Origin of the sequence: Pseudomonas sp. R84 (assembly GCF_009834515.1) — a bacterium.
In the GTDB taxonomy this organism is placed as follows: domain Bacteria; phylum Pseudomonadota; class Gammaproteobacteria; order Pseudomonadales; family Pseudomonadaceae; genus Aquipseudomonas.
Map to the genome: position 1 here is coordinate 3,006,991 of NZ_CP019426.1, position 14,467 is coordinate 3,021,457.

Annotated in this window: 14 protein-coding genes; 13 read left to right on the top strand and 1 reads right to left on the bottom strand. The window is 55.3% G+C overall.

The features are described from left to right. Nucleotides 1-81: 81 nt before the first annotated feature. From tssI to msrA, 12 genes are all read left to right on the top strand, one after another. Nucleotides 82-2,988 (top strand): type VI secretion system tip protein TssI/VgrG, encoded by a 2,907-nt coding sequence (tssI, locus tag PspR84_RS13350; RefSeq protein WP_160057614.1) that lies wholly within the window; start codon nt 82-84, stop codon nt 2,986-2,988. Next, nucleotides 2,985-7,724: an RHS repeat-associated core domain-containing protein gene (locus PspR84_RS13355; RefSeq protein ID WP_160057615.1), complete on the top strand. Its 4,740-nt coding sequence runs from the start codon at nt 2,985-2,987 to the stop codon at nt 7,722-7,724. The genes tssI and PspR84_RS13355 overlap by 4 nt, the downstream gene beginning before the upstream one ends. A 12-nt stretch (nt 7,725-7,736) precedes the next feature. Further along, on the top strand, nt 7,737-8,165 hold the full coding sequence (locus PspR84_RS13360) for an NTF2 fold immunity protein (protein ID WP_102901682.1): 429 nt from the start codon (nt 7,737-7,739) through the stop codon (nt 8,163-8,165). Nucleotides 8,166-8,461: 296 nt separating this feature from the next. Further along, a complete protein-coding gene (locus tag PspR84_RS29630; protein ID WP_238785266.1) occupies nt 8,462-8,689 on the top strand; it encodes an Imm15 family immunity protein in 228 nt (75 codons plus the stop codon). Next, nucleotides 8,673-9,014 carry a hypothetical protein gene (locus PspR84_RS29635; protein ID WP_238785268.1) on the top strand — a complete coding sequence of 114 codons (342 nt, stop codon included), beginning with the start codon at nt 8,673-8,675 and terminating at the stop codon, nt 9,012-9,014. The genes PspR84_RS29630 and PspR84_RS29635 overlap by 17 nt, the downstream gene beginning before the upstream one ends. A 172-nt stretch (nt 9,015-9,186) precedes the next feature. Beyond that, complete coding sequence (locus tag PspR84_RS13370) at nt 9,187-9,471, top strand: hypothetical protein (RefSeq protein WP_238785270.1); 285 nt, start codon at nt 9,187-9,189, stop codon at nt 9,469-9,471. Nucleotides 9,472-9,697: 226 nt separating this feature from the next. Beyond that, on the top strand, nt 9,698-10,426 hold the full coding sequence (locus PspR84_RS13375; protein WP_160057616.1) for a hypothetical protein: 729 nt from the start codon (nt 9,698-9,700) through the stop codon (nt 10,424-10,426). A gap of 83 nt (nt 10,427-10,509) precedes the next feature. Then, nucleotides 10,510-11,022 (top strand): DUF4265 domain-containing protein, encoded by a 513-nt coding sequence (locus PspR84_RS13380; protein ID WP_238785272.1) that lies wholly within the window; start codon nt 10,510-10,512, stop codon nt 11,020-11,022. A 135-nt stretch (nt 11,023-11,157) separates the two neighbouring features. Then, nucleotides 11,158-11,586 carry an SMI1/KNR4 family protein gene (locus PspR84_RS13385; protein ID WP_160057618.1) on the top strand — a complete coding sequence of 143 codons (429 nt, stop codon included), beginning with the start codon at nt 11,158-11,160 and terminating at the stop codon, nt 11,584-11,586. Between the two features lie 34 nt (nt 11,587-11,620). Further along, complete coding sequence (locus tag PspR84_RS13390) at nt 11,621-11,884, top strand: PAAR domain-containing protein (protein ID WP_160057619.1); 264 nt, start codon at nt 11,621-11,623, stop codon at nt 11,882-11,884. Between the two features lie 58 nt (nt 11,885-11,942). Beyond that, entirely contained in the window at nt 11,943-12,338 is a 396-nt protein-coding gene (locus PspR84_RS13395; RefSeq protein ID WP_160057620.1) for a hypothetical protein, read from the top strand. A gap of 167 nt (nt 12,339-12,505) precedes the next feature. Next, nucleotides 12,506-13,012: a peptide-methionine (S)-S-oxide reductase MsrA gene (gene msrA / locus PspR84_RS13400; RefSeq protein ID WP_160057621.1), complete on the top strand. Its 507-nt coding sequence runs from the start codon at nt 12,506-12,508 to the stop codon at nt 13,010-13,012. On the opposite strand, the gene PspR84_RS13405 is transcribed toward msrA, so the two are convergent. Then, nucleotides 12,975-13,652, bottom strand: coding sequence for a TetR family transcriptional regulator (locus tag PspR84_RS13405; RefSeq protein ID WP_160057622.1), 678 nt, complete (start codon nt 13,650-13,652; stop codon nt 12,975-12,977). The two genes, msrA and PspR84_RS13405, sit on opposite strands and share 38 nt — an antisense overlap. Nucleotides 13,653-13,763: 111 nt before the next feature. Between PspR84_RS13405 and PspR84_RS13410 the strand changes: the two genes are divergently transcribed. Continuing rightward, a complete protein-coding gene (locus tag PspR84_RS13410) occupies nt 13,764-14,420 on the top strand; it encodes a class I SAM-dependent methyltransferase (protein WP_160057623.1) in 657 nt (218 codons plus the stop codon). Nucleotides 14,421-14,467 lie beyond the last annotated feature (47 nt).

Consider the following 14,467-nt stretch of genomic DNA (forward strand, 5'->3'; position numbering starts at 1 on the left):
GCGCACTCACTTCTAAAGAATTTTTGCCAATAGCCCCACAGCGGGCTGTTGCGCATCGCAGCACTGCGCGAGGAACAAGGGATGTTCTCACCGGCCAACCAGCCTCATTTCAATCTGACCGTCGATGGCGTCGACAGCGATTTCCAAGTGCTGTCGTTTACCGGTCGTGAGGCCCTCAACACGCCGTTCGAATTCGAGCTGGAACTGGTCAGTGAAAAGGCCTCGATCAACCTCGAAAGCGTGCTGCACAAACTGGCATTTCTTCAGCTGTCGCCAACCGGCACTGGCATTCACGGGCTGGTCTACAGCATCGCCCAGGGCGAGGCGGGCAAGCGCCTGACGCGCTACAAGATTTCCCTGCGCCCGCAACTGGCGTACCTCGCGCACCGGGTCAACCAGCGCATTTTCCAGCAGATGACCGTGCAGCAGATCATCAGCCAAGTGCTGGAAGAACACGGCATCCTCGCCAGCGATTACCACTTCCAACTCAGCGCGATTTACCCCGAGCGCATCTACTGCGTGCAGTACGACGAATCGGATCTGGATTTCATCCAGCGCCTGTGTGAAGAAGAGGGCATTCACTACCACTTCCAGCACACGTCCAGCGGCCACAAACTGACCTTCGGCGATGACCAAACGGTGTTCCCGAAACTCGCGCCAGTGGCCTATCAGCAAGACTCCGGACTGGTCGCTGACAAACCGGTGGTCAAGCGCTTCGGCCTGCGTCTGGTCACCCGCACCAGCCGCACCACGCGCCGCGATTACGACTTCGTCAAACCGAAGATCGAGCTGGAAAGCGACGCCAAGAGTTCGGCTCAGCCAGACCTCGAAGACTACGATTACCCGGGCCGTTTCGTTGATCGCGAGCGCGGCAAACACCTGGCCAATCGCGCCTTGGAGCGCCATCGCAGCGACTATCGACTGGCCGAGGGCAACAGCGATCAGCCGATCCTGGTCAGCGGGCATTTCCTCGCCCTGACCGAACACGCCAACCCGACGTGGAACGACCTGTGGCTGCTCACCGAGATCTTCCACGAAGGCAAACAGCCGCAAGTGCTGGAAGAGTCGGTGACCAGCGACACCACCGACAACAAGGACGATTTCCACCAGGGCTATCGCAACCGCTTCAGCGCGATTCCGTGGGACGTGCCTTATCGTCCGCCGCTCGATCATCCGAAACCGAAAGTCCTCGGCACGCAAAGTGCGGTGGTCTGCGGCCCTGAAGGCGAAGAGATCTACTGCGACCAGTACGGCCGGGTGAAAGTCCAGTTCTTCTGGGACCGCGAAGGCAAGCACGACGACATGACCAGTTGCTGGATGCGCGTCGCGTCGAGCTGGGCGGCCGAAACCTTTGGCTCGATCAATATTCCACGGGTCGGCATGGAGGTGTTGATCACCTTTCTGGAAGGCGATCCCGATCAGCCGCTGATCACCGGTTGCCTGTACCACGGCGCCAATCTGCCGCCGTACAAACTGCCGGATTTCAAGACCCTGGCCACGGTCAAGAGCAAGGAATACAAGGGCAGCCGCGCCAACGAACTGCGCATCGACGACACCACCAGCGAGATCAGCATTGCGCTGCGCAGTGACCACGGCGCGAGTGCGATCAACCTCGGTTACCTGACCCATCCGCGCCCGAGCGGCGGTCAGCCGCGTGGCGAAGGGTTTGAGTTAAGAACCGATCGCCACGGTGCGGTACGTGCGGGTGCCGGTCTGCTGATCACTACCGAGCCACGGCCGAACGAATCCAAGCACCACAAGGATCTGCCGGAAACCGCTGAACGCCTCGCCACGGCCAGCGATCAGCAAGACGGTTTTGCCGTGCAAGCCAAAGAGCTTCAGGCCCAGGAAGCCGGCGATCAGGACGACGTCGCCAAAGCGCTGCACGCCCAGCATCAAGGCGTGCTTGGCTCGGGGCCGGCCAATCTCACCGCCAACGAATTCCCCGAATTCACCGAGCCGCATCTGGTTCTCGCCAGCCCGGCCGGCATCGCCCTGACCACGCCACGCTCCAGCCACATTGCCACCGGCGAACACCTGGCGCTGAGCAGTACCGGCCACACCAGCCTGTCGATCGGCAAACGCCTGCTCGCCAGTGCCAGCCGTGGCATGCGCCTGTTCGTGCAGAGCATGGGCTGGCGTCTGGTCGCGGCGTCCGGCGACATCGACGTGCGCGCGCTGAAGGACAGCATCAACCTGCTGGCCAAACTCAACATCACCGCCAATGCCGACCGCATCACCATCACCGCCAAGACCGAACTGGTGATTCAGGGCGGTGGCAGCGCCACCACCTACAACGCCGGCGGCATCACCCACGCCACCAGCGGCCCGTACACCGCGCACGCGGCGAACTTCGCCTACACCGGCGCGAAAAGTCTCGCCGGGGTATTCCCGGAGCCGCCGAAACCGGGCAAGGGCAACCTGGAATTGTTCAACCAATACGCCGGGCGCCAAGGCATCAAGGAAGGCGATTACGAAGTCATCGATGCCCTGGGCAAAAGCATCAAGGGCAAGCTCGACGGCAAGGGTTTCGCCAGCGTCGCCGGTGCTGCACCGGGGCCTGCGCGGGTGCTGTTCGGCAAGGATCCGGCGGATACCTGGAGCGATGGCAGTTACATCGGCAAACCGGAGTGGCCGTTGAATCCACCGGGGGCCGAAGAAGTACCGAGTCAGGTGCAGGCGATGGTCGCGCAGGTATTACCTAGCAAGAATTGGGACCTGTTGGAGAAGGGCAAGGACATGGCGCAAACAGGGATGAGTGCGATGCAGACGGCGCAAGGTGCGATGCAAACAGCGCAGCAAGTGAAAGGTGTGGTGCAGGGCGGGGTGGCCGGGTTGCCGAAGCTGGCGAGTGCGGCCGTGCCGAGTGCGTCGGGGATTCTTGGGGCGGCGAGCAAGGGCGGCCAGTTACCCACGCTTCCGGCACCAACGCTTCCAAAACCTTCCTTGAAAACCCCGGGCCTGTTGGCGGGTGAGATGCTGTCATGACCACTGAAATCGTAAAACGTGAACCTCAAGTTGCCATCGTTCCACTGAACGCCATTGACATCCAGGACGTTGCCAGCAGCGCAGCGACCTTCGATGCCTGGTTGCAATCAGCCACGGATGGCGTGGTCACCCTTGATCGGATCAAGAACGTCGCCGGCGCCTTACCCGTGGTGGGCAACATCATGGCGTTGGTCGATGCGCTGGGTGACATCGTCACCCTGTCGAATGCCCAGAAGCGCGACCTGCTGGCGTGGGCCAGCCTGGGCATCAATCTGATCGGTGTATTGCCATTACCGCCGGCCATGGCGGCGGCGCGCATGACCCTGCGCCCGACTTTGTTTCTGGTACGCCAAGAGATGAAGGCCACCAGCAAAATGCTGCTCAGTGCATCCGTGATCGAGGTGCTGATCGGGCACCTGAACGCCTCGATTATCGGCACGCTGGATGATTTTGTTGAACAGGCCAAAGGCAAGTTGCCCGGGATTCTTGCGGACGCTGGCAAGCTCGGCGAAGAGGTCATAAATGAGATTGCCACAGGCATCGAGGCGGTCGCTTTCGGCAATCTGGATGCCAAAGGTGATCTGAATGCAGCCAGCGCCCAAGCGAGCGCAGCAGTCGATCAATTCAAGAATGATCCGCTGGCCTCATTCAGCAATGTGTTCGGGGCTGCCGCGAGTGTTTATAAAGCGGCTGGCAAGGGCCTTGCCAACAGCGTGGCGCAAAATCTGGTGCCCGATGACTTCAAGAAAAACGTCTCTGAAGAAACCAAAAAACTGCGGGTAATGGGCCCGGAGCTGCGTACCCAACTGAGCAAACTCGACGATGAGTCGGTGCAGAACTCCATTGGCTGGTTGCTACTGATCCTCTCCAGCGCCGTCACCCTGTGGCGCAAGCGCAATGCCCATGGTCAGAGCGCCGCGGTCCATCCAGACAAGACTGGACAGGCAAAGCACACGGCGTCCGATGGTCAATTGGGATCCAGTGGTCAACAGGCTCCTGCGAAAGGCGCGCCCGAGCCGAAGAAAAACGGCGCCTGCACGGGCACATGCAACAGCATCAGTTTTGCCTTGGGTTCTGAAAGACTCAGTCATACTGATTTCAGCTTGCCGGGGCCTTTCCCTGTCGAGTGGACGCGCATATACAACTCACGCCTCGATGCCTACGATCACAGCGAACTCGGCGCTCGCTGGATTTCTGAGTTCACCACACGCTTTGACTGCGTTGACGATGGCCTGATGTTCTATGGCGCCGATGGCCGCGATCACAGCTATCCGTTGCCTAAGGTCGGCCTGTTCCACTACGACGCCATCGAAGACATCACCCTGGTCCGCAACAGCGAAGATCAACTGCTGCTGTGCCGTGGTTTCGAGCGCAAGGAAACCTACGTCCGCCGTGGCCAGCGCTATGTGCTGAGCAACATTTCGCTGCGCAACGGCGCCGGGATCATGCTGCATTACGAGCACCGTCACGGCGAACACTCGCTGCTCTCCGACCTGATCACCTATCAGGAAAACGACTTCACCAAAGTCCATTTGCACCTCGGCACGATGATCGACGAGCACGGCCGGTTTATCGGTCTCTGGCAGATCGTTGACGGCGCTCCACTGCGCCAGCTCTGTGCCTATCAGTACGATGCCTATGGCGACCTGATTCAGGCACAAGACGAGAACGGTGCAGTCTGGTCGTATCAGTTCGAGCATCACCTGATCACCCGCTACACCGACCGCACCGGCCGCGGCATGAACCTGCAGTGGGACGGTTCAAGCGCCAAGGCCAAAGCCGTGCGCGAATGGGCCGACGACGGCAGTTTCGACACGCGTCTGGAATGGGACGAAAACATTCGTCTGACCTACGTCACCGACGCGCTCGGCAACGAGACCTGGCACTACTACGACATCCTTGGCTACACCTACCGCATCCGTTACGCCGATGAACGTTCGGAATGGTTCTTCCGCGACGAGGCGAAGAACATCGTGCGCCGCGTCAATGCCGACGGCAGCACCGATCGCTACAGCTACGATGAACGCAGCAACCTGCTCGAACACATCCGCGCCGATCACACGGTGATGCATTACGCCTACGACGATCAGGACCTGCTGATCAAGATCAGCGATGCCGAGGGCGGTCAGTGGCAACGCGCCTATGACGACCAAGGCAATCTGGTCGAAGCGCTCGATCCGCTCGGCAACAAAACCGAATACGCCTACAACAAATCCGGCCAGCCCACCGCGATCAAGGACGCCAACGGCAACGAAAAAACGTTGGACTACAACGACGCCGGGCAACTGGTCGAGTACGTCGATTGCTCGGGCAAAACCAGCGCCTGGGAGTACAACGAACTGGGGCAGATGATCTGCTTCACCGACGCCGCCGGAAACACCACCGAGTACGAATACAAGGCTGGCCAACTGGTGCTGATCAAGCACCCGGACAAGACCGAGGAGCGCTTTGAGCGCGATGCCGAAGGTCGATTGTTGGCGCATGTCGATGGTCTGGATCGCTGCACCACTTGGAGTTATACCGCTGCCGGTTTGATCGCCGAACGCGTGGACGCTGCCGAGCAAACCCTGCGCTATCGCTGGGACCGCCTGGGTCAGCTATTGGCGCTGGAAAACGAAAACGAACAACGCGCGCATTTCCATTACGATCCGGTCGGACGCGTGTTGGAAGAAAGCGGCTTCGACGGCCGCACCACACGCTATCAATACGATGCGCAAACCGGTCGCCTTGCCCAATCGATCAATGGCAACCGTGTGATCTCGGTGAGCTTCGACTCGATGGGCCGTTTGACCGAACGTCGCGCCACCCTGGGCGAGCAGTCGCAAAGCGAAATCTTTGCCTACGACGGCAACGGTAACCTGGTGCTGGCCGACAACGCCGACAGCCGCCTGCAATGGTTTCACGACCCGGCCGGTAATCTGCTGCGCGAACACCAGCATTATCTCGGCCTGGAAAAACCCACCGTCGCGATCTGGCAGCACGAGTACGACGTGCTCAACCAACGAATCGCCAGCGTGCGCCCCGACGGCCACCGCGTCAGCTGGTTGACTTACGGCAGCGGCCATTTGCTCGGCCTGCGCCTCGACGAACACGAACTGATCGGCTACGAACGCGACGACCTGCACCGCGAAGTCGCCCGCCATCAAGGCAACCACCTGCTGCAAACCCAAAGCTGGGACCCGGCCGGCCGTTTGCAAGAACAACTGCTGGGACGCAGCGACGACAAATCCACACTGCTCAAACGCGAATACAGCTACGACGCCGCCGGCCAACTGACCGACATCAACGACAGCCGTCGTGGCCCGCTCGCCTATCGTTACGATCCGGTCGGCCGACTGCTCAGCGCCACCACACGTCAAGGCGTGGAAACCTTCGCCTTCGACCCGGCCGGCAACCTGCTTGACGACAAAGCGACAGAAATTCGCCGCCCACTGGACCTGACACCACCGCGCAGCAAACTGGTCGACAACCTGCTGCGCGAATACGCCGGCACCCACTACGACTACGACGAACGCGGCAACCAGATCCAGCGCTGGCACAACGGCCAACGCAGCGACTTGCGCTGGGATCTGTTTGATCGACTGGTGCATTTCGAAGACCCGCGTCTGAGCGTTGACTTCGCCTACGACGCATTGGGACGCCGCCTGCACAAAAACTCCCGCGCGCATTACAAACAGCGTCCTGAAGCAGGCTCTCTCTGGAACAGAAACGAACACGCGCGCAAACAGCGCGAGCTGGGTTGCGGCTTCACCTTGTACGGTTGGGATGGCGACAACCTCGCCTGGGAAAACAGTCCAGCGCAAAGCGATGGCGAGCCCGGCCGCACGGTGCACTACGTCTTCGAACCGGGGACTTTTGTCCCTGTTGCACAGGCTGTACGGCACGCGCCAATCGATCTGATTGGGCTGCCGGATTACAGCGGTGAGTACAGTCTGGACGAGGACCCGTTGTGGAATCACAAGGCCACAGCATTACCGTTTGACGCGTTGGCCTGGTACCAGTGTGATCACCTCGGCACCCCGCAAGAGCTGACTGATTCACAAGGCAACATGGCGTGGACCGCGCAGTACAAGGCGTGGGGGCAGGTGACGGAACAGCGTTCGGAATGGGCGCGGCAGCATGGGGTGGTGAACCCGATCAGATTCCAAGGGCAGTATCACGATCATGAGACAGGGCTGCATTACAACCGGTATCGGTACTATGATCCGGGGGTTGGTCGGTTCATAAGCAAAGATCCGATAAGTTATACCGGAGGCATTAACCTTTATGCCTATGCAGCGAATCCGGTTGAGTGGGTGGATCCATTGGGCCTTTGGGGCTCAAACCCGATAACAAAATATCGTCACAATGAGAACGGATCGCTGAAGAGCGTAACCGCGAAAATTCGACCGGAAGATTTGGGAACTGGGACAAATACCAACACCAGTTCACGGGGGTTTGCGCGTAACTTGGGCTGTAATACGGACGACGCTGGCCATGCCATCGGAAATCGACTGGGTGGAAGCGGTGGTAAGGGGAACATTTTTCCTCAAGCCCCTAGTGTTAACCGTGGTGAGTTCCGTGACTTTGAGGGAGATATTGCCGAAGCTGTTAAAGGCGGTAGTAACGTAATAGTACGTGTCACCCCTCAGTACGATGAAGGTGCCACTCGACCTCATTCTGTTCTGTACCAGGCGAGAGTTGACGGGAATACTGAAAGTCGGCTATTCCACAACCCTTGTTCGTGCGATTGTTGATAGGAGCGTTTTATGTCACCTAGTGAGCGATTACAAAATTTTCTTTCGCAGATGCATGAGTGGGAGGTGGGATTTCATGCCGAGAAGCGATGCGACGCATATAAGACGGATTCGGGGTATCGGACTAAGGCGAATGAAGCGGCAAAATCAAGGTTGGAAGCGATATTCTCTGAAAATCTGAGTGTGAAAGCTTCAATTGCCCTTGGATCAGCAAGGCTCGATACATTAGGTACTGGACAGCCTCCGGAGTATGAACAGACCATTTTGACTGATACCGAAGAACAGCTAGATAAGGAAACGAATATTCAGGCAGTCAGAAAAAAAGGGCTGAAACAACGTTATCGATACACCGTGATCGTAGAGCGTGATGAACCAAAAATTGATGGGGTTAGCGTTTGGCGCGCTAGCAGTGAGAAATGGGAGCGTCGTCATGCGATTTAGCCCTAAACCGGTCTCTGAAGAAAATCACCTGTGCACGAGTTGATGAAAACTGCTCTGGGACAGACCACGTTTCTGAAGGTTTTTTAAGCGTGGTTTGCCTTATTCGAAAGCTTGAATTGTTCGTGGATAGACCGGGTTTTTTGAATCTTTGAGAGATATTACCAAAAGTTCAATGTCTAGCACGGTAATGAATGGCCACCCTGACTCGGTATCAATACGTCATAGCGACCGGGCGCCTATCGAAGACTTTGATCAGACTTGGAGTGGTTGAACTATCCCGGATGAGCAATCTTTAAATGATGCTGGCTGAAATTTATAGAAAAATTATAAGCAAAGAACCCTATAAAGATATGGGTGTATTCTTTGAAAGTTACGAGGGCTTCGAAGAGATACCGCTTGTGTCTAGATACAAGCGGTTGGATTTTCTAAAAAGAGAGATGAGCAACGATAAGGTTTCGGAAGTGCTGGCGGGGGGGTGCTATCTTTTTGATGAATCTGATAAAGATAATGCGCGAAACGGATAAGTGTAGTTTCTATGCCATCACTTTTACGGATTTTTATGGAATAGATGAGCGGGAGGTTATTGTCCCCAATATTTTTGTTTATCCCGGGGCGGCTTCAGTTGGATTTATCGATAAGATAAAAGAAAAAAGCGCAATAACCGTGTCGAAAGAAGTGAAAGAGGTGATAAATAAATTTCATAAAATAGGTGGCGAAGCTATCTTCGATTTTTATGAAAGTAGATTTTATGACCCCGCATGTGATGAGGAAATTGTTAGGGTCTTTGCCGTACCCAAAGAGGTGGATAATAGGGTTGGCAGGTCGAGCTTCCGAAGTCTTATACCTTAAAGCGCTATGGGTGAATAAAACTGGGATGAATTCAATTGATTTTAAGAGATGTAACGTCGGCTCGATTATTCGTCCAGCAGATAATTCCGTCGCGCTTAAGCAGTAGATCGGATTTTTGGTAAAAGCTGTGGATGCATAGGATATCAAATTCTCTGATTGCGAGAATGATCCTTTGCGTCTTGCTAAGGGCTATGTGGATGGCAGGATACCCATTGAAACCTGTAAGGCTGAGGCTGCGGTTTGGTGGGCAAAAATCGATGAGAAAGTCGCAATACGAGGCTTTCAAGACAGGGACGTATTACTGGCGCGGCTAGCTATCTGCCTGCTGTCAAATGATGAAGATGATGTTTCTGTAATGGGAGATAATCTTTCATGGTTTTTTGAGGTGCTGGGATTCTTGAAAGTGGATATGACGATGCCAATGAGAATGATGATTGAGTATTTTGAATTTAAATGAATTTAAAGATCGCTAGGCAGGGAACAGCGTAGTAGCAATATGAGGCGAAACTTGCCGGTTGCGCTGGGACGGCGACAAGCTTACCTTTGAACGCCGCCCGACACAAAGCGACGGAGAACCAGGTCGCACCGTTCGCTACGTCTGTGAACGTGCACTTTTCCTGTTGTTCAGGCTGTACGGCATGCGCCAATCTTACAAAGATCCCATAGCTCCAGCGGGCCGATAAATGAATTTTGATCATATTATTTTTATTGCGAGCACCGACTGCTTTTCAGCAAAGCTCTTAGGGGACCGTTTTGCTGATAATCTTGATGGTATAAAAAATATCGCCAGAGCGGCGACTCTGGAGTTAATGAATGGAGATGCTGACTATTACTACGATGCAGATTTTAGAGAGGAAAGAATAAATAAGACAAAAAACGATTTTGTCCAAAAGCTCTCAAAGCTTAGCGATTCAATTTCTGGAAGATTTGCTGAGCTTGACTCAATTGCTAGCCAGCGAGCACTAAGCCAGAGCGCCAATTCTATTCAACTTATAAAGAGTGTGTCTGCCAGAACATATTGGTTGAATACCGATGACTTCCAGATTGAAATTTCTGACGAATTAATCGAGGCAGTCATTCAGGCTCAGCTTATGGAAGTGCCTTTAGACACAGAAACAGATCTTGCTTGGGAAGAAATTCATGAGCGATGGGAGTATTCATCATCCGAGTGGGACAAATACATAAAAAATATTATGAAAGACGTTCCTGACGCGATCTGTGCGATATTTAACGATCTTTACAACTCGCCGCTTTCTTTAAGTTATCTGAATGTCTGGAGTGAAAGATTGTCAAGAAAACACTTTATGACTCTGATTAAGGCCATTGAAGATGAAGCTTTCTTGGAAATGGAAAAAATCGATAAGGGTTACGTAGAGCTGGTCAGGCCTACTATGAAACAGTTTTACGAATGAAGAGTTTTTAACGGGCAGATCAAGTTTTTTGACTGTTAGTCAAGCACAGTCTGCCTGCGGCTCCTCACCCGGAGTGTATGGACATGAACGAAATTTTTCACAAGATTGTCTTTGAGTTAACGCCTGGCGAGGATGGTTATCCTCCTGTATCCGCTGAGTCTATTTGGGGCATCTATGCCGGTGATGGTACCCATATCTTAGACAATACTCCCTATTACGTTTATGGCGTGAGTAAGGGAGATTCCGTGCAGGTAAAGTCCAGTGGCAATGAGATGATAGCTGTGCGTGTCGCAAAACAGGGTGGCCATTCGACTGTCAGAGTTTTTGCCTTTGCCAGTGATACTGAAGAGAGAAGTAAAATAATCGCTCATCTTCATCAGTTGGGTGCCTCGTGCTCAGTTAGTCAGGAAATGTCGCTGTTTGCAGTGGATATCCCCTCGGATTGTGATTTTTTCGCGATCGACAGATATTTGTCTGATATTGCTGATGGGGAAAATATTGCATATGAGGATGCTTGTCTGCAGCACTCACATATTAAATCATCTCGTCTGGGTGAGTGCCTGTCATTGGCTTCTTTGCCACTACTAGCTCATTGATTGAGTAAGCCCTAAGGGGGCATGGAGACAGGCCGTGAGCTGGAGTTTATTAATCGTAGTCTGTCCCTATTAATACTCCTGGAACGGGTAAGTTAAGTCTGCCTAAACGAGGGGCGCTGCCGTAACGGAGAATTTATGTCCAAGACACGTGTAATCGGTACATCGACAGACGCTATTCAAGCGGCAGAAAAGGAACTCGGCCGAACACTGCCAAAATCCTTTTCGGATTGGCTTTTGGCAAATAACGGAAAGTCCTTGGGGGCGTTAACGATATTTCCTGTGCGTGACGCTCGTGACCCACGGAAGACGTGGGAGTCGATCGTTCACCACTTTAAAAAAGACTGGCAGGAGTGGTTGGAGAATTTTTCCGATACCTCCACCGATTTCTCGGCACTTCTACCGTTCGCCGAGTTTGGCACAGGCGACTATTACTGCTTCAACTATGCGGTAAATGGGCAAACCGGAGAGCCTGTCGTTGTGTTGTGGTCCCATGAAACGGGTGAAATTGATCAGGTAGCGGAAAGTTTTGCAGCGTTTCTTGCAATGCCGGGACGGCCGGGCTGATTGTTTCCGGACCACAAGTCAAAGGAGTGACAACATGAAAGACGCGATTCGCCTGGGCGACTCCACCACCCACGGTGGCAAGGTGCTCGAAGCCTTTTCTCAGACCGACCTCAACGGCAAACCGATTGCCGGGGTTGGTCACAAGGTCAGTTGCCCGTTGTGCAAGGGGATTTTTCCGATCGCCGAGGGCAGCAGCACCTACACCGTCGATGGCACGCCCATCGCCCTCGACGGCATTAAAACCGCCTGCGGTGCTGCGCTGATTGCGAGCGGGCCGAAAGGCGCCGTGATCAGCTAGGTACTCAATCATTCTGGATTCAATCAATACCCCCGCTGTAAACCTTAAAGGACTAAACATGAAATACACCGCTTTGATCTTCGCCATGACCGCAGCCCTGGGCACCGCCAGTTTCGCCCATGCGGAAGAGATGGATCCTGCAGCGCTGAAAAATGCCTATGACATGGGGCGCAACTCGGTTGGTTTGATCAACCACTGCGTCGACAAGGGATTCTTGAAAGCTGACAGTACTGAGAACGCCAAGAAGATGAACGACTTTATTAAGGGCATGCCTGGGCCAGTGGACAAAAGTGACGGCGACAAAATCGAAGCTCAGGGACGCAAGGGTGAGATGTTTATGAACGGTGAATACCAGAAGCTCGAGGGTAACCTGCCGCCGACGCTCAGTCTCAAGGAATGGTGCGAACAGGCGGATCAAGGCATGCGTAATGGCTTGAAGCAAGTAGGTTTGTAAGTGAGTCCGACCTTGTGGCCCGGCTCGCAAAACGCTCGCTGATTGCGAGCGTTTTTTATTCCGCTGCAGGTGCTTGATGGAGTTGTATTGGCTCAGCCCCTTGGAATCCGCCAACCCGCCCTCATAACCATCGCTATACCCAACACCCCGAAGAGGAACGACACGCCATGACCACTCAAACCGAAACCGCCATCCTCGCCGGTGGCTGCTTCTGGGGCATGCAGGATCTGCTGCGGCGCTATCCCGGCGTGTTGCAGACTCGCGTCGGTTACACCGGCGGCGACGTGCCGAATGCCACCTATCGCAACCATGGCGACCACGCCGAAGCCATCGAAATCACCTTCGATCCTGCCGTGATCAGCTACCGACAGATCCTTGAGTTTTTCTTCCAGATCCACGACCCGAGCACGTCAAACCGTCAGGGCAATGACCTCGGTCGCAGCTATCGCTCGGCGATTTATTATCTCAGCGAAGCGCAACGTGATATCGCCGAGGACACCGCTGCCGATGTTGATGCGTCAAAACTATGGCCGGGCCGCGTGGTGACCGAAATCGAACCGGCGGGGCCGTTCTGGGAAGCAGAGCCGGAGCATCAGGATTACCTTGAGCGTATTCCGAATGGCTACACCTGCCATTTCATTCGCCCGAACTGGAAGCTGCCGAAGCGCGCGTGAGCGGTGCACGCTGCTCATTCAGCGCCAGCACGTAAGCACTGAACATATCCGCCAGCCCGTCGGCGCATACCGAGATTTCTTCCTCTGTACGGGGGCTGCTGGAAAAGTCTTTCCCCACCGAACTGAGCGTGGTCAGGATCAAATCGCACGCCGACGTGCGGATTTGTTCACCGACCTCAGGCAGCAATTCGTCCATGAACGTGGCGAAAATCCGCCGCCCGGCCGCGCGCACTTCGTGGGCCTCGGGGGCGTTGCGGTAGAGCGGGGCGGCGTCGTTCAGTGCGCCGCGCATCTGCGCTTCGTCGCACTCTGAACGAATGAATGCCTGCACCAGGGTGCGCAGGCGAGTGAGTGGCGGCTGCTCAAAGTCTTGCAGAATCCGCTGCAGCATCTGCGTGGTGTGCAGCCATTCATCGCTCTGCAATCGGAACAGGATTGCGGCCTTGTTGGGGAAATACTGATACAGCGAGCCGATGCTCACACCGGCCTTTTCTGCGACCCGTGCGGTGGTGAAACGGCTGGCCCCATGCTCGCTCAAAACCTGAATAGCCGCTTGCAGAATCGCCGCCACCAGCTCGGTGGAACGTGCCTGCTGCGGCTGTTTGCGTGAGGAAATACGGGCAGTCTGGCGGTTGGTCATGGGCAGCTCGGGCGTCCGTGGGAATGCGAATAGCGCAAGAAGCGAATCGCTCGCATCATTTAAATGCGACGAATCACTCGCATTTTAATCCCCAACTAACGGAAAGCAATCATGACCACCCTGACCACTGAACCCTTGGCGAGCCTGATCGAACGCCTCTACACCCAAGCCAGCGCTGCCACCAGCCCGGTGCTGCAAACAGTGTCTGGCGAAGAACGCGAACGCCTGATGCACAGCAAAACCGAATACCTGAAACTCTATGAAATGCTCAAAGACCTGTGGCTGCCGGTCTCCCGCGATACCGGCAAACTGTTGTACATGCTGGCGCGCAACACCCAAGCCAAAGCCATTGTCGAGTTCGGCACCTCATTCGGCCTTTCGACGCTGCACCTGGCGGCCGCGTTGCGCGATAACGGTGGCGGTGTGCTGATCGGCAGTGAGTTCGAGCCTTCGAAGATCGAATTGGCGCGGCATCACTTCGTTGAAGGCGGTGTCAGCGATCTGGTGGAGATTCGTCAAGGCGATGCACTGGTGACGCTGGCGACGGATCTGCCGGACTCGGTCGATCTGCTCCTGCTTGATGGCGCGAAGGCGTTGTATGGCGACGTGTTGAGTATGGTCGAAAAACACCTGAAGCCGGGCGCGTTGGTGGTGGCGGACAACACCGACTATTGCCCTGAGTACCTGGCTTACGTGCGCGCGCCGCAGAGCGGTTATCTGTCTGTGCCGTTTGCGGATGATATTGAGCTGTCGATGCGAGTGGGGTGAAACACTGGTCACTGTGGGAGCTTGCCTGCAAGCGATAGCGATCGGTC